19 protein-coding genes are annotated in these 20,013 nt (G+C 68.1%); 7 read left to right on the plus strand and 12 right to left on the minus strand.

Features of this window, described 5'->3' with window-relative positions; all coding sequences use genetic code 11:
* Nucleotides 1-204: 204 nt before the first annotated feature.
* The 11 genes from G3W89_RS22920 to G3W89_RS22970 all read right to left on the minus strand — a co-directional run bounded on the left by G3W89_RS22920 (nucleotide 205) and on the right by G3W89_RS22970 (nucleotide 11,527).
* Nucleotides 205-996: an SDR family oxidoreductase gene (locus G3W89_RS22920; protein ID WP_162576319.1), complete on the minus strand. Its 792-nt coding sequence runs from the start codon at nucleotides 994-996 to the stop codon at nucleotides 205-207.
* Between the two features lie 156 nt (nucleotides 997-1,152).
* Nucleotides 1,153-2,073, minus strand: coding sequence for a DMT family transporter (locus tag G3W89_RS22925; RefSeq protein WP_162576320.1), 921 nt, complete (start codon nucleotides 2,071-2,073; stop codon nucleotides 1,153-1,155).
* A 6-nt stretch (nucleotides 2,074-2,079) separates the two neighbouring features.
* Nucleotides 2,080-3,693: a gamma-glutamyltransferase family protein gene (locus G3W89_RS22930; protein WP_162576321.1), complete on the minus strand. Its 1,614-nt coding sequence runs from the start codon at nucleotides 3,691-3,693 to the stop codon at nucleotides 2,080-2,082.
* A 4-nt stretch (nucleotides 3,694-3,697) separates the two neighbouring features.
* Entirely contained in the window at nucleotides 3,698-4,672 is a 975-nt protein-coding gene (locus G3W89_RS22935; protein WP_162577612.1) for a Bug family tripartite tricarboxylate transporter substrate binding protein, read from the minus strand.
* 94 nt (nucleotides 4,673-4,766) lie between these two features.
* The gene (locus G3W89_RS22940) at nucleotides 4,767-6,281 is read right to left on the minus strand and encodes a tripartite tricarboxylate transporter permease (protein WP_162576322.1); all 1,515 of its coding nucleotides are present in this window, start codon (nucleotides 6,279-6,281) and stop codon (nucleotides 4,767-4,769) included.
* Between the two features lie 11 nt (nucleotides 6,282-6,292).
* Nucleotides 6,293-6,781, minus strand: coding sequence for a tripartite tricarboxylate transporter TctB family protein (locus G3W89_RS22945; protein WP_162576323.1), 489 nt, complete (start codon nucleotides 6,779-6,781; stop codon nucleotides 6,293-6,295).
* A 121-nt stretch (nucleotides 6,782-6,902) separates the two neighbouring features.
* Nucleotides 6,903-8,774: a GspE/PulE family protein gene (locus G3W89_RS22950; protein WP_162576324.1), complete on the minus strand. Its 1,872-nt coding sequence runs from the start codon at nucleotides 8,772-8,774 to the stop codon at nucleotides 6,903-6,905.
* Nucleotides 8,771-9,520, minus strand: coding sequence for a spermidine synthase (locus G3W89_RS22955; protein WP_162576325.1), 750 nt, complete (start codon nucleotides 9,518-9,520; stop codon nucleotides 8,771-8,773). The genes G3W89_RS22950 and G3W89_RS22955 overlap by 4 nt, the downstream gene beginning before the upstream one ends.
* Nucleotides 9,517-10,050, minus strand: a complete 534-nt coding sequence (locus G3W89_RS22960) for a DNA-deoxyinosine glycosylase (protein ID WP_162576326.1) — start codon at nucleotides 10,048-10,050, stop codon at nucleotides 9,517-9,519. The genes G3W89_RS22955 and G3W89_RS22960 overlap by 4 nt, the downstream gene beginning before the upstream one ends.
* Before the next feature lie 67 nt (nucleotides 10,051-10,117).
* Complete coding sequence (locus tag G3W89_RS22965) at nucleotides 10,118-10,546, minus strand: hypothetical protein (protein ID WP_162576327.1); 429 nt, start codon at nucleotides 10,544-10,546, stop codon at nucleotides 10,118-10,120.
* Between the two features lie 120 nt (nucleotides 10,547-10,666).
* On the minus strand, nucleotides 10,667-11,527 hold the full coding sequence (locus tag G3W89_RS22970; RefSeq protein ID WP_162577613.1) for a TatD family hydrolase: 861 nt from the start codon (nucleotides 11,525-11,527) through the stop codon (nucleotides 10,667-10,669).
* A gap of 90 nt (nucleotides 11,528-11,617) precedes the next feature.
* Here G3W89_RS22970 and G3W89_RS22975 point away from each other — a divergent pair, with 90 nt between their 5' ends.
* The 5 genes from G3W89_RS22975 to G3W89_RS22995 are packed head-to-tail and all read left to right on the plus strand — an operon-like array spanning nucleotide 11,618 to nucleotide 16,517.
* On the plus strand, nucleotides 11,618-12,616 hold the full coding sequence (locus G3W89_RS22975; protein WP_162576328.1) for a S1C family serine protease: 999 nt from the start codon (nucleotides 11,618-11,620) through the stop codon (nucleotides 12,614-12,616).
* A gap of 32 nt (nucleotides 12,617-12,648) precedes the next feature.
* The gene (locus tag G3W89_RS22980) at nucleotides 12,649-13,668 is read left to right on the plus strand and encodes an AAA family ATPase (RefSeq protein WP_162576329.1); all 1,020 of its coding nucleotides are present in this window, start codon (nucleotides 12,649-12,651) and stop codon (nucleotides 13,666-13,668) included.
* Nucleotides 13,649-14,644 (plus strand): DUF58 domain-containing protein, encoded by a 996-nt coding sequence (locus G3W89_RS22985; RefSeq protein ID WP_162576330.1) that lies wholly within the window; start codon nucleotides 13,649-13,651, stop codon nucleotides 14,642-14,644. The genes G3W89_RS22980 and G3W89_RS22985 overlap by 20 nt, the downstream gene beginning before the upstream one ends.
* Complete coding sequence (locus G3W89_RS22990) at nucleotides 14,641-15,717, plus strand: VWA domain-containing protein (RefSeq protein WP_162576331.1); 1,077 nt, start codon at nucleotides 14,641-14,643, stop codon at nucleotides 15,715-15,717. Before G3W89_RS22985 ends, G3W89_RS22990 begins: the two co-directional genes overlap by 4 nt.
* Before the next feature lie 41 nt (nucleotides 15,718-15,758).
* Complete coding sequence (locus tag G3W89_RS22995; protein WP_162576332.1) at nucleotides 15,759-16,517, plus strand: SDR family NAD(P)-dependent oxidoreductase; 759 nt, start codon at nucleotides 15,759-15,761, stop codon at nucleotides 16,515-16,517.
* A 45-nt stretch (nucleotides 16,518-16,562) separates the two neighbouring features.
* On the opposite strand, the gene G3W89_RS23000 is transcribed toward G3W89_RS22995, so the two are convergent.
* Nucleotides 16,563-17,465: a LysR substrate-binding domain-containing protein gene (locus G3W89_RS23000; RefSeq protein WP_232076695.1), complete on the minus strand. Its 903-nt coding sequence runs from the start codon at nucleotides 17,463-17,465 to the stop codon at nucleotides 16,563-16,565.
* Nucleotides 17,466-17,589: 124 nt separating this feature from the next.
* On the opposite strand from G3W89_RS23000, the gene G3W89_RS23005 reads away from it, so the two are divergent.
* Nucleotides 17,590-18,570, plus strand: a complete 981-nt coding sequence (locus G3W89_RS23005) for a tripartite tricarboxylate transporter substrate binding protein (protein WP_162576334.1) — start codon at nucleotides 17,590-17,592, stop codon at nucleotides 18,568-18,570.
* 8 nt (nucleotides 18,571-18,578) lie between these two features.
* Nucleotides 18,579-19,994 (plus strand): FAD-dependent oxidoreductase, encoded by a 1,416-nt coding sequence (locus tag G3W89_RS23010; protein ID WP_162576335.1) that lies wholly within the window; start codon nucleotides 18,579-18,581, stop codon nucleotides 19,992-19,994.
* The last annotated feature ends 19 nt before the right edge of the window (nucleotides 19,995-20,013 follow it).

Raw genomic sequence — 20,013 nt, forward strand, 5'->3', positions numbered from 1 at the left:
CTTTCAGTTCTGCTTGCACGAAAAGAGCACATGGTAGACAGGCCCGAGATCCGGTGCTGGGCCGCACGAAATGCCCGCGCGTGGGCGGATCAGTTCGGCGGGGCGCTGTTCTCGTCGGCGCACCGTCTCCTCGCAAAGGTGCCCACGGATGTGCGGGGCGGCCCGCCCCTGCAGCAAAGCGATCAAAGCGGATCGCCAAGAATCCTAGTAGGTCCCTGGGTAGGCCCCGCCATCCGCCAGGATGTTCTGACCATTCAGATAACCCGCCTGCACGCTGCACAGGAAGGCGCAGATCGCGCCGAACTCCTCCGGCGTGCCGAAGCGCTTCGCCGGGATGGTCTTCTTGCGGCTCTCCCACACCGCATCGAAGTCCTGCCCCGACTTCTTGGCAGCGCCCGCCATCGTGCCCTTGAGGCGGTCGGTTTCGAAGGCGCCCGGCAGCAGGTTGTTGAGCGTCACGCCGCGCGCCGCGACCCCGCTGCGCGCCACGCCCGCCACGAAGCCCGTGAGCCCGCTGCGGGCGCCATTGGACAGGCCGAGGATGTCGATCGGCGCCTTCACCGAGCTCGAGGTGATGTTCACGATGCGCCCGAAGCCGCGCGCCGCCATGCCGTCGATCGTGGCCTTGATCAGCTCGATGGGCGTGAGCATGTTGGCATCCACCGCCTTCATCCAGGCCTCGCGGTCCCAGTCACGGAAGTCGCCCGGCGGCGGGCCGCCCGCATTGGTGACGACGATGTCGTAGTCCTTGTGCGCCGCAAAGGCCGAGGCGCGGCCCTCGGGCGTGGTGATGTCGGCGGCCACCGGCCTCACCCACGGCCCGCCCGCACGGGCCGCGGCCTCGATCTTCTTCGCCGCCTCGGCCAACGCCTCGGCACCGCGCGCCACGATCACCACGTTCACGCCCTCGCGCACCAGCGCCTCCGCGCACCCGTAGCCAAGCCCCTTGCTGGCACCGCACACCAGGGCCGTGCGGCCTGTGATTCCCAGATCCATATCGATTGCTCCTTGACGCTTCGTGTGGGTCGCGACAGTGGGGACTGTCGCGGCCGATCGGGGGAACACCGCGGAACCGGCTTTGCCGGGCCGCTGGTGTTGCCCCCGGTGAGGGGGTAGGCGGCCACACGAAGTGGGCCAACCTGGGGGAGAGTGTCATCCCGTTCGTGTGAACACAAAGATGCCGGCGATGACCAGCGCAGTGCCGGCCGCGATCCACGCTGTGAAGGGTTCGCCGAGGATCAGCGCGCCCATCACGACGGTCGACATCGGCCCGATCATGCCGGTTTGCGCGGCCATCGCGGGGCCGATGCGCTCGATGGCCATCATCACCGCCAGCACCGGCAGCGCGGTACAGACGGTCGCGTTGAGCACCGAGAGCCAGATCACTTCGGGCGCCAACTGCAGAACGGTGTCCAACGGGCGCAGCAGAACAAACTGGATGATGCACAACACGCAGGCCACGCCGGTCGCCAGCCCGACCAGCCGGAGCGAGCCGAGCCGCTTGACGAACTCGCCGCTGGCCACCAGGTAGATCGCGTAGCTCACCGCACTCAGGAACACCAGCAGCGTGCCCCAGGCAGCCGCGCTGGACTGGCCGAGGCTCATTTCATGGCCGAAGACCAGCAGCACGCCGGCGTAGCTGATCGCCATGCCGGCCATCTGCCAGCGCGTGATGCGGCGGCGGTAGGCGATCCAGCCGAACAGCAGCACCAGCGTCGGGTTGAGGTAGAGCATGAGCCGCTCAAGGCTCGCCGTGATGTAGGCCAGGCCGGCGAAGTCGAGAAAGCTGGACAGGTAATAGCCGGAGAAGCCCAGCCCCATCACGCCCAACCAGTCGCGCCGCGTGAGCGGCGGCTTGCCGCGCCCCGCCCACCATGCCATGAGCGCAAACAGCGGCAGCGCGAACAGCATGCGGAGCATGATGAGCGTGACCGCGTCCACCCCGTAGCGATAGGCCAGCTTGACGATGATGGCCTTGCCGCTGAAGGCGATGGCGCCCAAAGAGGCAAGCGCCAGGCCGGGGCCGAGGTGCCTGTACGCGTGGGGTCCGGTAGCGGCCTGAACAGAGGACATCGGCGATCAGAACCCGGCGGCGAGGCCGTCGCGGCGCGCGTCGCTCGCCGCCACGTAGCCTTCCACTGCCGGATCGCCTGCGCGCCAGATGAACTGGCCGGCGCCGAAGTCCTGGTAGGAATCGTTGATCACCTCGACCTTGTGGCCGAGCGCGCCGAGGCCTTGCACGAGTTCCGGCTTCATCGCCCCTTCGGCGTTGATCTCCAGCCCATGGTTGAAGCGCCAGCGCGGCGCGTCGCAAGCGGCCTGCGGGTTCTGGCCATGGTCCAGCATACGGACGAGGGTCTGCATGTGGCCCTGCGGCTGCATGTTCCCGCCCATCACGCCGAAGCTCATCACCGGCTGCCCGTCCTTCGTCAGGAAGGCCGGGATGATGGTGTGGAAGGGGCGCTTGCGCGGCTCCACCACGTTGGGGCTGTTGGCGTCCAGGCTGAAGCCGTGCCCGCGGTTCTGCAGGCTGATGCCGAAGGACGGCTCCACGCAGCCGGAGCCGAAGCCCATGTAGTTGCTCTGGATGAAGCTCACCATCATGCCGCTCTCGTCGGCCGCGGTGAGATAGATCGTGCCGCCCTTGACCGGGTTGCCGGCCTTGAAGTCCTGTGCCTTGTTCACGTCGATGAGTCTGGCACGGGAGGCGAGATACGCGCCGTCGAGCATTTGCAGCGGGGACACCTCCATCGACGATGGGTCCGACACGTAGCGGTAGGTGTCGGCGAAGGCCAGCTTCATCGCCTCGATCTGCAGGTGCTGCGCGGCCACCGAGTCGATCGGCATCGAGCCCATGTCGAAGTTCTGCAGGATGCCCAGCGCGATCAGTGCCGCAATGCCCTGGCCATTGGGCGGCATCTCGTGCACGGTGTAGCCGCGGTAGTCCTGCGCGATCGGCGCCACCCATTCCGGCTTCCAGTTCGCGAGGTCGCGCACCTTGAGGCTGCCGCCCTGGGCGCTCGAGAACTTTTCCAGGGCCTCGGCGATCTCGCCGCTGTAGAAGGCAGCGCCCTTGGTGGTGGCGATCGCCCTGAGCGCGCGGGCCGCGGCCGGAAAGCGGAACAGCTCGCCGACCTCGGGCGCGCGGCCCCAGGGCAGGAAGGCTTCGCCGAAGCCAGGCTGCGATTGCAGGATCGGCGTGCCGGCGGCCCACTTCTGCTGCACCACGGGCGGCACCAGGTAGCCGCGCTCGGCGATCTCGATCGCTGGCGCCATCAGGTCCTCGAAGGGCAACTTGCCGAAGTGCTCGGACAGCGCGACCCAGCTGCCCACGGCGCCGGGCACCGTGACCGAATCGATGCCGCGTTGCGGCGGCGTCCGGGCGTCCTTGCCGTACTTGCGCAGGAAGTACTCCGGCGTCCAGGCGGCCGGCGAGCAGCCCGAGGCATTGAGCCCGTGCAGCTTCTCGCCGTCCCACACGATGCAGAAGGCATCGCTGCCCAGGCCATTGCTCACCGGCTCGACAAGGGTCATCACGGCTGCGGTCGCGACGGCGGCATCGACCGCATTGCCGCCCTGCTGCAGGATGCGAAGGCCAGCCTGGGCGGCGAGCGGGTGCGAGGTCGAGACGACGTTGCGCGCGAAGATGGGGATGCGGGTGGAGGAGTAGAGGTTGGCGTAGTCAAACTTCATGGCTTCACTCGCTGATGATTTTGCGTTCGATGATGATCTTCTTCCACTTGGCAGCGTCCTGCGCCACCATCGCCGCGAACTGCGCGGGCGTTCCGGTGGCCGGCTCGATGCCCAACCTGGAAAGCTTGTCGCGCACTTCCGGATCGCTCACCGCCTCGTTGGCCGCGGCATTGACGCGCGCGACGAGGTCGGCCGGCAGTCCTTTCGGCCCGTAGAGGCCGAACCAGGTGTTCGATTCGAAGCCCGGCAGCACGTCCGCGATCGCCGGGAGCTCGGGTGCCAGCGGACTGCGCTTCAGCGAGGTCACCCCCAGGGCGCGCAGGCGGCCGTCGCGCACGTGTGGCATGCCGGTAGGCAGCGCGTCGAAGAGCACGTCCACCTTGCCGCTGATCAGGTCGGGAATCGCGAGCGCCGTGCCCTTGTAGGGAATGTGGGTGACGAACACGCCGGCCTGCGACTTGAAGAGCTCCGCCGTGAGCTGGACGATGGTGCCGTTGCCGCTGGAGGCGTAGTTGAGCTTGCCGGGGTTCTTCTTGGCGTAGTCGATCCATTCGCGCACCGTCTTCGCCGGCGAGCTGTTGGGCACCAGCATGATGCTGGGCGCATCGCCCACATGCGCGATGGGCGCGAAATCGCGCACCGTGTCGTAGGGGAGCTTCGGGTTGATCGCGGGCCCGATCGAATGCGTGCTGGTGGTGGCCAGGAGCAGCGTATAGCCGTCGGCCGGCGCCTTGGCCGCGAGGTCGGAACCGATCGCGCCGCCGGCACCCGGCTTGTTGTCGATCACCAGCGTCGTGCCGAGCTTCTCGCCCATCTTCTGCGACAGGGTGCGCGCGAAAAGATCGGTGGCACCACTGGCCGGGAAAGGCACGATCAGGCGGATCGGCTTGTTGGGATAGGACTGCTGCGCGAACGCGGCGGGCCATGCAGTGGCGCACAGCGCGAGGGCGCCGGCGCGAAGAAAGGAGGATCTCTTCAGCTTCATGGGTCAGATTCTGAGGCTTCAGGGCCGGGTCCGTTCAAAAGCAAAACGGCGCCCGAAGGCGCCGCTCGGCGAAGCGAAGCGAACCGCTTCAGTCGGCCTCGACGAAGGCTTCCTCGCGTTTCGACTTCACCGCGGGCAGCAACACGATCACCACCATCAGCGCAGCCGCGACCAGCAGCCCGGCCGAGATCGGCCGCGTGACGAACACGCTCCACGCGCCACGAGACAACAGCAGCGCGCGCCGCAGGTTCTCTTCCATCATCGGCCCCAGGATGAGGCCCAGCAGCAGCGGCGCCGGCTCGCAGCCGAGCTTGATGAACATGTAGCCCACCACACCGAAGATCGCCACCATCCAGACGTCGAAGGTGTTGTTGTTGGTCGAGTACACGCCGATCGCGCAGAACAGCACGATGGCCGGGAACAGCCAGCGGTAAGGAATCGACAGCAGCTTGATCCAGATGCCGATCAGCGGCAGGTTCAGGATGATCAGCATCAGGTTGCCGATCCACATCGAGGCGATCAGCCCCCAGAAGAGCTCCGGGTTGCTGGTCATCACCTGCGGGCCGGGCTGGATGTTGTGGATGGTCATCGCGCCGACCATCAGCGCCATCACCGGGTTCGGCGGAATGCCCAGCGTCAGCAGCGGGATGAAGGAAGTCTGCGCGCCCGCGTTGTTGGCCGCCTCCGGGCCGGCCACGCCGCGGATGTTGCCCTTGCCGAAGGGAATCTCGCCCGCCTTGAGCTTCATCTTCTTCTCGAGCGTGTACGCCGCGAAGGCCGACAGCAGCGCGCCACCGCCAGGCAGGATGCCGAGCGAGGAGCCCAGCGCCGTGCCGCGCAGGACGGCGGGGAAGCCGTTCTTGAAGTCGGCCTTGGTCGGCCAGAGCCCGTGCACCTCGGCGGTGAAGACCTGCCGTTCTTCCTCGGGACGCGACAGGTTGGCGATGATCTCGCCGTAGCCGAACACGCCCATCGCGATCACGATGAAGCCGATGCCGTCGGTGAGCTCGGGAATATCGAAGCTGTAGCGCGCCACGCCCGAGTTCACGTCGGTGCCGACCAGCCCGATCAGCAGGCCCAGCACGATCATGCAGATGGCCTTGAGCAGCGAGCCCGAGGCGAGCACCACGGCGCCGATCAGGCCCAGCACCATCAGCGAGAAGTACTCGGCCGGGCCGAACTTGAAGGCCAGCTCGGTCAGGGGCGGCGCGAAGGCGGCCAGGATCAGGGTGCCGACACAGCCTGCGAAGAAGGAGCCCAGGCCGGCCGCCGCGAGGGCTGGACCGGCCCTCCCCTGCTTGGCCATCTGGTGCCCGTCGATCACCGTCACCACCGATGACGATTCGCCTGGCAGGTTGACCAGGATGGCGGTGGTGGAGCCGCCGTACTGCGAGCCGTAGTAGATGCCTGCCAGCATGATGAGCGCGGCCACGGGCGGCAGCGCGTAAGTGGCCGGCAGCAGCATGGCGATGGTGGCGACCGGGCCGATGCCCGGGAGCACGCCGATCAGCGTGCCAAGAAGGCAGCCGACGAAGGCGTAGATCAGGTTCTGGACCGTGACGGCCGCGGTGAAGCCGATGGTCAGGTTGTTGATGAGATCCATGACGCTTGCTCTCAGCCGGTGATGAAGGTAGGCCAGACCTGGAACTGCAGCTTGAGCAGGACCACGAAGGCGACATAGCTGCCCATGGCCAGGATGGTGGCGAGGACCAGGCTTGCTTTGACGCTGTACTGCTCGCCCGCGAGACCCGCGACGAGCACCAGCGCGTAGATGGCGGCGATCAGCCCCATGGCCGGCAGCCCGACACTGGGCAGGCCACCCAGCAGGATGCCGAAGATCAGGTTGGAGCCGATGATGAAGGCCAGCGGTCGCCAGGCGATCTTGCCCACCGGTTCGCCGTCCACCGTCTCGATGGCCAGCGCGGTGAAGATCACGATGATCCCAAGAACACCGAGCAGGATGCCCAACATCAACGGAAAGTAGCCGGGACCCATGCGGGCGCCGGTGCCGACGTTGTAGGTCGTCGCTCCCCATGCGAAGGCAATGCCGACGACGGTGAACATCAGACCCGCAAAAAAGTCTTTCTGACTTTTGATTTTCACGAACTGCCCCTCGAAAAATTTCGAACAGCGGATTGTGAGGTCAGCTCCCGGTCAGGATCGATGTGGATACCACCTAACGTGAGGCGAGGGTTACTCCGGAGGGACAGCCGCGCAGGCTGCGCTATTCGAGCGGTGGTGTGGCGCTCAGCACTTCATCCACCGTGGTCAGCCCTTCGGCCACGCGCAGGGCACCGGCCAGGCGCAGCGGCCGCATGCCGTCGACCACGGCCTGGTGCCGCAGCGCCACCGTGTTCGGCTCCTTGTCGACCAGCGTCTTGAAAGGCTCGCTCACGGTGAGCAGCTCGTACAGGCCCATGCGGCCGCGGTAGCCCGTCATGCGGCAATCGACGCAGCCGACCGGCTTGTACGCACGCACCGAGCCGGTGATCTGCCAGGGCTTGACGAACGCGCCGAGCTGCTCGCGCGTGACGCTCTCGTCGGGCGCCTTGCAATGCGGGCACAACGTGCGCACCAGTCGCTGCGCCAGCACGCCGAGCATGGTGGCGTTGATCAGGTAGTTGGGCACGCCCAGCTCCATCAACCGCGTGATCGCGCTGGGCGCGTCGTTGGTGTGCAGCGTGCTGAAGACCAGGTGGCCGGTGAGCGCGGCCTGCACCGCCATCTCGGCGGTGGCGAGGTCGCGCACCTCGCCCACCATGATGATGTCCGGGTCCTGCCGCATCAGCGCGCGCAGGCCTTCGGTAAAGCCGAAGTCCAGTTGCGGCTGCACCTGCGTCTGGTTGAAGGAGGGCTCGATCATCTCGATCGGGTCCTCGATGGTGCTGACGTTGACCTCCTCCGTCGCGACCCGCTTGAGCGTCGAGTAGAGCGTGGTGGTCTTGCCCGAGCCGGTCGGTCCGGTCACCAGGATGATGCCGTGCGGGCGCGTCACCAACTGCTCCCAGCGCTGCGCGTCGTGCTGCGCGAAGCCCAGTGCATCGAGATCCTTGACCGCCGTGTCGGGGTCGAAGATGCGCATCACCATCTTCTCGCCGAAGGCGGTGGGCAAGGTCGAAAGCCGCATCTCGACCTCGTCGTACGCGGCAGCCGCTGACGGGCCGCCCCGAGGCGGAGCCCCCTCGGGGGGCAGGGAGGACGCGTCAGCGCCGAGCGTGGGGGTCCGAAGCCTTCGGGTTTTGATCCGTCCATCTAGCGGGCGGCGCTTCTCGACCACGTCCATGCGCCCCAGCAGCTTGATGCGCGACACCATCGCATTCATCACGCCCATCGGCATCTGGTAGGCCGGGTGCAGCACGCCATCGATCCGGAAGCGGATCACGCCCTGGTCGCGCCGCGGCTCCAGGTGAATGTCGCTGGCCCGCTGGTCGAAGGCGTACTGCCATAGCCAGTCGACCACCTGCACCACGCTCTGGTCGTTGGCGTCGAGCTGCTTGTTGCTCTTGCCCAACTCGACCAGTTGCTCGAAGCTCGCGCCGCCCGCGCTGCCGCCGGCCTTCTGCGCCGCCCGCACCGACTTTGCCAGCGAGAAGAACTCGGCGGTGTAGCGCTGGATGTCGGTCGGGTTCGCCACAACGCGCCGCACCTGGCGGCGGGACTGGCGCTCCACCTCGGCGATCCAGTCGGTGAGGAAGGGCTCGGCCGTCGCCACCACCACCTCGGTCGGCGTGACCTGCACCGGCAGCACCTTGTGGCGCTCGGCATAGGCGGCGCTCATGGTGTCGGCCACCTTGCCGACATCGACGCGCAACGGGTCGATGCGCAGGTAGGCCAGCCCGGCGCGGCCGGCCAGCCATTCGGTCAGCATCTCCAGATCGAGCGGCTTGCCATCGGCCTGCCGCGTCATCGCGACATTGGCCAGGCGCACCAGCGGGGGCTGGCGGCTCTCGGCCTGCGCGCACCGCGTCATCGTGCGCTTGGCCTCCTCGGGCGAGATCACGCGGTCCTTGGCAAGCCATTCGATCAGGTGCCGCAGGTTGAGCGGCCCTTCGGGACGGGCAGACGCGGCGGATGCGGGAGAAGTCACTGCGCTCATCGGTCGGCAATCGGTTTGAACACCCGCAGCCACTTCGGTGCAGGCAGGCCCCAGCGAGTCTGGATGCTTTGGGCGCGCTCGGCAAGCTCGGGCCGCTTGGGCCGGCTCGGACTGCGCTGGGCCAGCACGATGGTGTTGCCTTCGCGCGTCGGCCGGAAAGCCCACAGCGCCTTCTCGCCGAATGCGGCAGCAATCTTCTCGACGCTGCGCTCGTAGCTCGAGGACCGGCCGAAGAGATTGACCGTCATGCAGCCGTCCTCGGTCAGCAGACGGCGGCAGTCGGCATAGAAGTCCTCGCTGTCGAGCACCGGCGCCGCGGCCTCGTGGTCGTAGAGGTCGACCTGCAGCGCATCGACCGTGCCCTGCCACGCGGCCTTGCGGATTTCGGTCTGCGCATCGGCCACGACCACCTGCAGCCTGGCGTCGTCGGCCGGCAGCTTGAACCAGCCGCGACAGGCCGCCACCACCTGCGGGTTGAGCTCGATGGCGGTGGTGCGCATGCGCAGCGCCTTGCGGCAAAACTTGGTGAGGCTGGCGGCGCCCAGGCCCAGCTGCATGGCGTGGCGCTTGGCCACGTCCGCCGGGTCGACGAAGAGCAGCCAGGCCATCATGCGCTGCACGTACTCGAGCTCGATCTCGAAGGGCGCATCCAGCTTCATCGAGCCCTGGACCCATTCGGTGCCCAGGTGCAGGTAGCGCACATCCCCGAAGTCGGAGAAGTTGACCTCGGGCAAGGCGCGCTTCATGGGACGGGCAGGTACTGCGCGATCACCTCGCGCCATGCCGCCGACTTGCGTTCGAAGCTCCACGATGCATGCGCGGGACTGGACGAGGGCAGGCGATGCACCGGCACGCCCAGCGTGCGCGTGTGCCGCGCATGCCTGAAGCTCTCGCCGCCGTTGTGCGCGATGGCGGCGAGAGCCGGCAGGCGCAGGCTGGCGATGTCGTTCGGCACGGCGTCGCGGATCGCCGCATCGAGGCTGCCCTCTCGCCGACAGCGCCCGTACACGTCCCACACGCCGAGCCCGCGCGCGAGCAGCCAGTCGCTGCGCCTCTGATAGCTGTCGCCCCCCGTAGGCAGCGGGTTATGAGGCCAGATGGCTTGCAAGATTCTCCAGAATTGATTTTGTGGGTGCGCATAGTACTGCTGCTGCTCGATCGACCGGGCGCCTGGAAAGCTGCCGAGAATCAACAGCACCGTGGCTTCCGACACGATGGGCGCCAGTCCGGTGAGCACGGCTTGCGTCTGCAACGGAAACACGTCGGGTCGATTCATCAGGCTCGTGAGCATAGAAGTAAAAAAACCCGCCGATGGCGGGTTTTCGCAGGCGCCTCGAACCGGATCAGGGCTTCTTCGCAGCTTCGTTCTGGGCCGTGCCCGGAATCTTCTCGCCGATCTTGTCGCCCACCTGGCGCGTCTTGTCGGCGGCGGCTGTCGCGGTGTTGCTCACGGCCGTGCCGGCCTTGCCGGCGACGTTCTCTGTCGTATCCACCGCCTTCCTGGTGCCGCGCTTGGTGGCGTTCCAGGCCTTCTTGCTGGTCTTCTTGGTGCCGGTCCAGGTCTTCTTGGCGCCGCTCTCGGTCGCGTTCACGGCCTTCCTGGTGCCGCTCTTCGTGGCATCCCAGGCCTTCTCGCCGGTGTTCTCCGCCTTCTCGACCGTGCTCGGCTGTGCGCTTGGCGCGGGCTGCGTCTGTGCGGCGGCCGACAGGCCGAGGGTGGCCAAAGACAGCGCCAGCGCGACGGGCACCCAGCGAATCGATGATGTCTTCATGGGAAAGGTCCTTTGGAGTTGGAGTGACGAACTTGCCACCTCCTTGCAACGGCGACAGGCCGGCGAGGATGACATCAAAAGCGCACCCCGAGACCCGGTCGCGCAATTTGCGTCATCGGCCTACGTGCTTCCCCGGCGATCTGCCGACACGCCCATCAGCGCCGACAGACGCGGCAGCGCGTCGACCGCGTTGTGGGTGGTGGCTGCGGCCAGTGCTTCGACCGTGATCCCGCGCAGCCCTGCCAGGACCTCGGCGATGCGGGGCAGTTCGCCGGGCTCGTTGCGGCCCTGCGGCTCGCCCGCGGCGCGCTGCGCTTGCGTGCGATAGAGCCACTGGGGCTGGATGTCGGGCGAGTCGGTCTCGAGCACGATCGCCTCCAGCGGCAGCTCGGTCGCGAGGCGGCGCAGCTGCAGCGCGCGCTCGAAGGTCAGGGCACCGCCAAAGCCCAGCTTCAACCCGAGCGCGAGACAGGCCTGCGCCTGCTGAATGCTGCCGTTGAAGGCGTGGGCGATACCGTGCCAATGCCCCTCGGGCGCCACCTGGCGCAGATGCTTGAGCACCTGGTCCACCGAGCGACGCACATGAATGATCACCGGCAGCCCGTGCTTGCGGGCAAGCTGCAACTGTGTGTGAAAGACGTGCGCCTGCCACGCCGGATCGAGCCCGGGGACGAAGAAGTCGAGCCCGATCTCGCCCACTGCGACGAGGCGCGGGTCCTCGCGGCGGCGCGCGAGCTCCGCATCGAGCTGCGCAAGATGCTCATCCTGCGCCTCGTTGGTACACAGCGGATGGATGCCGAGTGCGTAGGCGTCGTCCTGCGCATGCGCGAGCTCGCGCACCCTTGCGAAATTCGCGACGGCCACCGCCGGAATCACGCAAAGCGCCACGTTGCGTTGGGCCGCGCGCGCGCGCACGGCGGGCATCTCGCCGCCGAACTCCGGGGCATCCAGGTGGCAATGGGTATCGACGAAGACAGCCATCTGCAGATGATGCCCGAAGGCATGCACAGGCGCGGAAAGCGTGCTACCGTGCCTGCTCACGCGTGGACTTTTTTAGCCGGAGGTGTCCCGATGCGCAGGCCAGCTTTCTACAGTCGCTCGCCCCGCACGCCGCTCGATGACGCGGCCGATGCCGGGACGCCGCAGCAGCCCGACGGGTCCCCCGGCGACGCATCGGCTCCGGCCGCTGCACCTGCCGCCAAGCGTGGCTGGCAGCCCGGCCGCCGCAGCTTCGCGCTGCTGCTCGCGCTCAGCATCGGGTCGGCCGCCACCAGCGTCGCGTTGTGGCCGCGCCAGAACATCCGCCAGTACACGCAGAAGGACATCGACGCCGCCGTCCTGCGCACCCTGCACACCGCCACCCTGCCCTCGCCGGCCGCCAAGGCCGCAGAGATCATCCGTCCCTCGGTGGTGCGCGTGGTGGGCTACGGTCCCGAGAAGAAAACGCCCGAAGCCCAGACCCAGAAGCAGGGCCGCAACATGGCCAAGGGCAAGGCGCCGGAGGCGCAGCCGGACGAGCCGCCCGGCGAGGTCGAGCGTGGCGTCGGCACCGGCGTTGTGATCGTCGACAAGGGCATCATCCTCACCAACCTGCACGTGGTCGCGGGCGCCGAGAAGATCAAGGTCACCTTCGCCGACGGCCTCGAGGCACCCGCCGTCATCACCGGCGTGCAGCCCGAGAACGACCTGGCCGTGTTGCAGGCCCAGAAGCTGCCCGACGACCTGATCCCGGCCGTGATGCGCTCGACCGCCGACCTGCAACCCGGCGACCAGGTGGCCGCCGTGGGCTTTCCCTTCGGCATCGGGCCGTCGGTTTCCGCAGGCGTCGTCTCGGGCCTCAAGCGCTCTTTCCGCTCGCCGGAAGGCAAGCAGGAGCTCGGGAACCTGATCCAGTTCGACGCCGCCGCCAACCCAGGCAACTCGGGCGGGCCGCTCGTCAACATGAACGGCGAGGTGCTCGGCATCGTCACCGCCATCCTCAACCCCACGCAGCAGCGCACCTTCATTGGCATCGGATTTGCAGTACCGATCGAGAACGCCGCCTCGGCCGCCGGTTCGCCGCCCTTCTGACCCTCCTGGCCCAGCCCTCTAGAAAGCACCGCATGAGCACAGAGACCGAATCGACTTTCGCGCCTTCCGCCACCACCGCCGAGCTGATGGAGCAGATCCTCTACGAGGTCAAGCGTGTCGTCGTCGGGCAGGACCGCTTCCTGGAACGCGTGATGGTGGCCGTGCTGGCGGGCGGCCATCTGCTGGTCGAAGGCGTGCCGGGCCTGGCCAAGACCCTCACGGTCAAGACGCTGGCCGAAGCAGTGCGCGGACGCTTCAAGCGCATCCAGTTCACGCCCGACCTGGTGCCCGCCGACCTGGTGGGCACCCGCATCTACAACCAGAAGACCGGCGAATTCAGCACCTCGCTCGGTCCCGTGTTCGCCAACCTGCTGCTGGCCGACGAAATCAACCGTGCGCCAGCCAAGGTACAGAGTGCGCTGCTCGAGGTGATGCAGGAGCGCCAGGTCACGATCGCCGGCGAGACCCACCGCGTGCCGCGCCCCTTCCTGGTGATGGCGACGCAGAACCCGATCGAAACCGAGGGCACCTACCCGCTGCCCGAGGCGCAGGTCGACCGCTTCATGATGAAGGTGCTGGTCGACTATCCGACGGACGAGGAAGAGTTCGTGATCGTCGAGCGCGTGATCGGCCCCGCGGTCGAGGCCAGCCCGGTCGCGACCACCGACCAGCTTGCGGCACTGCAGGCGGAAGCGCGGCAGGTGTACGTCGATCCGTCGCTCATCCAATACGCGGTGCGCTTGGTGTCGGCCACGCGCACGCCCGAGCGGCACGGGCTGAAGGACATGCGCCGCTTCATCACCTACGGTGCCAGCCCGCGCGCCACCATCAACCTGACCGAGGGCGCGCGCGCGTTGGCGCTCCTGCGTGGCCGTAGCTATGCGCTGCCCGAGGACATGACGGCCCTGGTCCCCGACGTGCTGCGGCACCGCGTGACGCTCTCCTACGAGGGCCTGTCCGAAGGCCTCACCCCCGACGGCGTGGTCGAACGCATCATGCGGGCCGTGCCGCCGCCGGCCAAGCCGCTCGAACATGAAAAACTGGTGGCCTAGCCGCCGCCCAGCGGCCAACGACGAACAGCTCGCGGCCGCCGAGGCCGCGGCCGGCGGCGCCGAGCGCGCGCTGCGCCGGCTCGAGTGGACAGTGGTGCGCCGGCTCGACGGCCTGCTGCAGGGCGACTACCGCACGCTGATGCGCGGCACCGGCCTGGACCTGGCCGACCTGCGCGAGTACCAGCACCACGACGACGTGCGCCACATCGACTGGAACGTCACGGCCCGCCTGCAGACGCCGCATGTGCGCGTGTTCACCGAAGACCGCGAGATGGCGGCCTGGTTCATCCTCGACCTGAGCCGGTCGGTGGACTTCGGCTCCGGGCGCAAGGCCAAGCGCGAGATCTCGGCCGGCTTCGTCGGCGTGATCGCGCGCCTGCTCACGCGGCACGGAAACCGGGTCGGCGCGCTGGTCTACGGCAACGACGTCGAGGCGGTGATTCCGCCGCGCACCGGCCGGCGCCACGTGCTTCACTTGCTGCACGCGATGGAGCGCCGCGCCGCCCAGAAAGACCAGCCCAGGCAAAAGGGGATGACCCGCCTGGCCGAGCTGCTCAAGTCCGCGGCCGTGCTCATGCCGCGCCGCTCGACCGTGTTCGTGGTGTCCGACTTCCTCAGCGAGCCGGGCTGGGACCGTGCACTGGCGCAGCTGGTGCGGCGCCACGAGGTGGTGGCGGTGCGCCTGTTCGATCCGCTCGAGCTCGAGCTGCCCGATCTTGGCCTGGTGCCGCTCACCGACGCAGAGACCGGCGAGCAACTCTGGGTGGACACCCACGACGCCGCCTTCCGCAAGCGCTTCGCCCACCTCGCTGCCGAACGCGAAAACACCTTGCGCGAGACGCTGGCCAAGGTCGGCGTCGACACGCTCGAACTCTCGACCAACGACGACCTGGTGGAAGCGATCGTGCGCTTTGCCGACATGCGCAAGCGCCGCGTGCGCGCCGGTTCGTCCCAGCCCAAGGCGGTGGCCGCATGAACTTCCTCTGGCCTCAATTCCTCTGGCTCCTGGCTGCCGTGCCGCTGCTGGTGCTGCTTTATGTCTGGCTGTTGCGGCGCAAGAAGAAGCTGGCGCTGCGCTATGCCAGCCTGTCGATCGTGCGCGAGGCGATGGGCGTGCGCCAGAGTGTGCGGCGCCATATCCCGCCCTTCCTGTTCCTGCTCGCGATGGTCGCGATGCTGATCGCCGCGGCGCGGCCCATGGCGGTGGTGGTGCTGCCTTCCAACCAGCAGACCATCATCCTGGCGATGGACGTTTCGGGCAGCATGCGCGCGGCTGACGTCCAGCCCAACCGGCTGGTGGCAGCGCAGGAAGCGGCCAAGGCCTTCCTGAAGGACCTGCCGCGCCACGTGAAGGTCGGCATCGTCGCCTTCGCGGGCAGCGCCAACGTCGCGCAGCTGCCCACCACCAACCGCGAGGACCTGGTCCAGGCGATCGATTCCTTCCAGCTGCAGCGCGCCACCGCCACCGGCAACGCCATCGTCGTCTCGCTGGCCACCTTGTTCCCGGACGCCGGCATCGACATCGCGAACTTCGGCCCGAACGGCATCAACAGCAGCAACGGCAACAGCAACAGCAGCAACCGCACGCGCGGCGTTCCTCTCGACCAGGCCGGCAAGCCGCCGCCCAAGGAATTCACGCCCGTGGCACCGGGTTCCTACACCTCGGCAGCGATCATCATGCTGACCGACGGCCAGCGCACCACCGGCGTCGATCCGCTCGACGCGGCCAAGGTCGCGGCCGAGCGCGGCGTGCGTGTCTACACGGTGGGCATCGGCACGGTGGACGGCGAGACCATCGGCTTCGAAGGCTGGTCGATGCGCGTGCGCCTCGACGAGGAGACGCTCAAGGCCATCGCCAACAAGACGCAGGCCGAGTACTACTACGCGGGCACCGCGGCCGACCTCACCAAGGTCTACAACACGCTGAGCTCGCGGCTCACGGTCGAGAAGAAGGAAACCGAGATCTCGGCCCTGTTCGCGCTCGGCGCCGCGGTGCTGGCGCTGCTGTCGGCCGGACTCTCGCTGCTCTGGTTCAACCGCATCCTGTGAGGAGTGCGGCGCGTAGGCCGAAACCGGGCGACACTCGCCGCATGTTCAATCTCGAAGACAAGACGGCCCTCGTCACCGGCGGCAATGGCGGCATCGGCCTGGGCATGGCGCGAGGCTTGGCGCAGGCGGGCGCCCGCGTCGTGATCGCGGCGCGCAATTCGGAAAAATCGACCGCCGCGGTCGAGGCCCTGCGCGCGCTGGGCAGCGACAGCTTCGCGCTGGCGGCCGACGTGAGCGACGAGGCCTCGGTGCAGCGCCTCGTCGACGAGGCGGCCGAGCGCTGCGGCCGGCTCGACATCCTGGTCAACAACGCCGGCACCACCGTGCGCAAGCCGGTGGACCAGCTCGCGCTGTCAGAGTGGCACCAGGTGATGGACACCAACCTCACCAGCGCCTTCCTGTGCTGCCGCGCGGCCTACCCGCATCTCAGGAAGGCCGGCGGCGGCAAGATCATCAACATCGGCTCGATGATGTCGATCTTCGGCGCCCCCTATGCGCCGGCCTATGGCGCGAGCAAGGGCGGGATCGTGCAGCTGACGCGCGCCATGGCGGCCTCCTGGGCGCCCGACAACATCCAGGTCAACGCCGTGCTGCCGGGCTGGATCCGCACCGAGCTGACCGACGGCGCGCGCGTCCAGGTGCAGGGCCTGGAGGATCGCGTGAACACGCGCACGCCCGCCGGACGCTGGGGCAGGCCGGAGGATCTGGCGGGCATCGCGGTCTTCCTGGCGAGCCCCGCCTCCGACTTCGTCACAGGCACGGCGATTCCCGTCGACGGCGGCTATTCGATCGCGGCCTGACGCGGTGACTGCGGCGGCATCGCCGTCGTGGGGCCGTGTCGGGACTCAGCGCTGGATTCGCGGCGACGCGGGCGTCTTGAGCGCCTCGTCCCACACACGGTCGAACACGTCGCAGAAGGCCTCTTGCACCACCGACATCGGCCGGTAACGGTTGCGGATGATGCGGACCTCCAGCCGTTCGCTGCTCTTGAAGGGCCGCACCGCGAGCCCGGTGAATGACTGGCCCGCCACGGCCGCGCGATCGATGACGGCGATGCCGGCACCGGCCTGGGCAAACCAGCAGGCAGTGGTGGCGGAGCGCACCTCGATGTCCAGGCGCAGATCCGCAGCGGCCTTGCCGTAGGCGCGGTGCAGGCTCTGGCCGTACGGCGTGCTGGCGGGCGAGGTGATCACGCGCTGGCCGCGCAGGTCGGAAGGCGTGACCAGGGCCTTCGCTGCAAGCGGATGGTCCTCGCGCATCACGCAGGCCAGGCCACAGGCGTAGCTCTTGACGGTCACCAGATTGGGATGCTCGTTGGGCAGGAGGCCGATCGCAAGATCGGCGGAATGATCGAGCAGCGCATCGACCATGATGGGCGACACCAGGATCTCGATGCGGCTCTTGAGCAGCGGAAAGCGCTCGTAGAGCAGGGCCACCGCGCGCGGCGCAAGGTGCGAGGCCAGGCTGGCAGAGACGGCCAGGCGCAGCGTGCCGGTCTCGGGCCGGGCCAGTGTTCGCGAGACGTCGCGAACGCGCTCGACGCCGCGCCAGAGGTTCTCGATCTCGGCGTGAAGCTGCTGCGCCTCGGGCGTGGGCACGAGGCGGCCCTTGACGCGCTCGAACAGGGTCAACCCGCTCTGTCGCGCCGCATGGGCGAGCAGCTTGCTCACCGCCGGCTGCGAGACGTGCAGCAGCTCGGCCGCCCCGGCCACGCTGCCGGTGAGCATGACGGCGCGGAAGACTTCCATGTGACGCAGGTTCATAACCAAAGGTTAAGGCATGGCCATGTCTTTTCATTTGCCCGCGGGCGGTGCGCGCCGAACAATGGGTCTGACTCCCCCGGCGGGGAGAGAAAAAAGATGGAGACAAGCCATGACGAAGACGAACATCGGCCCTGCGCGCCGCCGCCTGCTGCAGGCCGCGGCCCTGATGGCCCTGGCCCCCTCGCTGCGCGCAGAAGGGTTCCCGAGCAAGCCCGTGCGCATCTACCTGCCCCAGCCCCCCGGCGGCGCGGCCGATCGGCTCGCGCGCGTGCTCGGCGAGCGGCTGGAAGCGCGCTGGAAGCAGTCGGTCATCATCGAGAACAAGCCGGGCGGCGGCGTGGTCATCGGCACGCTGGCGACCGCACGCGCAGCGCCCGACGGCCACACGATGGGCCTGCTCGGCAGCTCGCTCAGCATCAATGCCGTGCAGCGCAAGGACCTGCCCTACGACAGCGTGAAAGACCTGCAGCCGATCGCCCGCGTCGGCTACTACACGGTGGCGCTGGTCGCGGCGGCCGACTTCCCGGCCAACGACATCCGCGAGCTGATCGCGCTGGCGAAGAAGCAGCCCGGAAGGCTTTCGTTCGGTTCCAACGGCATCGGCACTTCCGCGCAGCTCGCCGGCGAGATGCTCAACCACATGGCCGGCATCCAGCTGCAACACGTGCCCTACAACGGCGCGGCCAAGATGTACACCGAGATCGTGGGCCGGCAGATCCCGATGGGCTTCTCGGTCGCGAGCTCGGCGGAGACCTTCGTCAAGGGCGGCCAGCTCAAGGTGCTCGGCGTGACCAGCACGAAGCGCAGCCCGCTCTACCCCGACTGGCCGGCAATCGCCGAGACGCTGCCGGGCTACGAGGCCGTCAACTGGGCCGGCTTCGCGGCGCCGGCCGGCGTGCCGCGCGAGATCGCGCAGCGCCTCGCCGACGACATTGCCGCGGTGCTCGCGATGCCCGACGTCGCCAAGTCCATGGCCGAGATGGGCGTGGAGGTCTCGCCGCAGGGGCCGGACGAATTCAAGGCCTTCATCCAGAGCGAGATCCGGCGCTTCGCCGAAGTCACCAGGCCGCTCGGCGCACCCACCAACTGACATCACCCATGAACGACGACGACACCTATACCTTGACGCGCCGGATTCCAGCCGGCGACAGTTACGACCTCGTGGTGGCAGGCGGCGGCCCGGCAGGCACCGCGGCAGCCGTGTGCGGCGCGCGGCTGGGCCTCAAGACCTTGCTGGTCGAAGCCACTGGCTGCCTCGGCGGCATGGGCACCTCGGGGCTGGTCGCGTCCTTCGGGCCGGTGGCCGACGGCGAGCGCATGCTGGTCGGCGGCTTCATGAAGGAGCTGCTCGAAACCATGTGGGCCCAGAAGGCCTTCGGCCAGCACGTAGTGCCCGACTTCCTGAACGCCCAGCTCAATCGCTGGGTCCCGTTCAAGCCCGAGCACCTGAAGCGCATCCTCGACGACTTCGCGGTGTCGGCCGGCGTGGAACTGCGCTTCTTCACGCGCGTGATCGAGGCCGAGACCCGCGGGCGGCGCGTCGATGGCGTGGTCCTGAGCAACGTGGAGGGACTGCGCTACGTGCGCGCAAGAGCCTTCGTCGATGCGACCGGCGACGCTGCGCTCGCCGCACTCGCGGGCGCCGAATGCAAGGTGGTGCTGCGCGATACCGAAACGGTGGCGCCGAGCACGCTGTGCTCGCTGCTCGGCGGCATGCACTGGGACCATCCGGCCTATGGCAGCGACTGGCACGGGATCGACGAGGTCAAGAACCACACCAAGACCGAGCTGCTCGCCCATGCCATCGCCGACGGGCACTTCACCCAGGAAGACCGCTTCATGCCTGGCATGAACAAGATCGGCGAGCGCAGCGCCACGCTGAACGCCGGCCATGTGTTCAACCTGAATCCGCTGTCCAACCGCAGCCTCTCCGACGGCATGGTGTTCGGCCGCAAGCTCGCGGTGGAGTACCTGGAGTTCTATCGCAAGTACGTGCCCGGCTGCGAGGACCTGGAGCTGCTCACCACTGCGCCTGTGATGGGCGTGCGCGATTCGCGCCGCATCGTCGGCGAGTTCGAGCTCGGCATCGAGGACTTCCGCAACCGGCGCCAGTTCGCCGATCAGATCGCGGTGTACAACCGACCGACCGACGTGCATCCGACCGACACCTCCAAGGCGGAGTACGAGCGCTTCCTGAACGACTTTCATGGCAAGGACAACCTGGGCCGCGGGGGCAGCGTGGGCATCCCGTACAGCATCCTGGTGCCGCGTGGCTCCGGCAATCTGTGGGTGGCGGGGCGCTGCCATTCGAGCGACACCAAGGTGCACGGCTCGATCCGCGCGCAGTCGGCGGCCTACATGATGGGACAGGCCGCCGGGACGGCAGCGGCCCAGTCGATCGCGACCGGGCAGCCGGCTTGCGATCTGGATACGCAGACGCTGGTGGAACGCTTGAGGGAGGCAGGCGCCTATCTGCCGCAGGCCACGCTGTCGCGTGCGATGACGCGCAGCTGATCGCGTCGCGCCGCTCGCG

Source organism: Variovorax sp. PBL-H6 (assembly GCF_901827155.1).
Lineage (GTDB): Bacteria > Pseudomonadota > Gammaproteobacteria > Burkholderiales > Burkholderiaceae_C > Variovorax.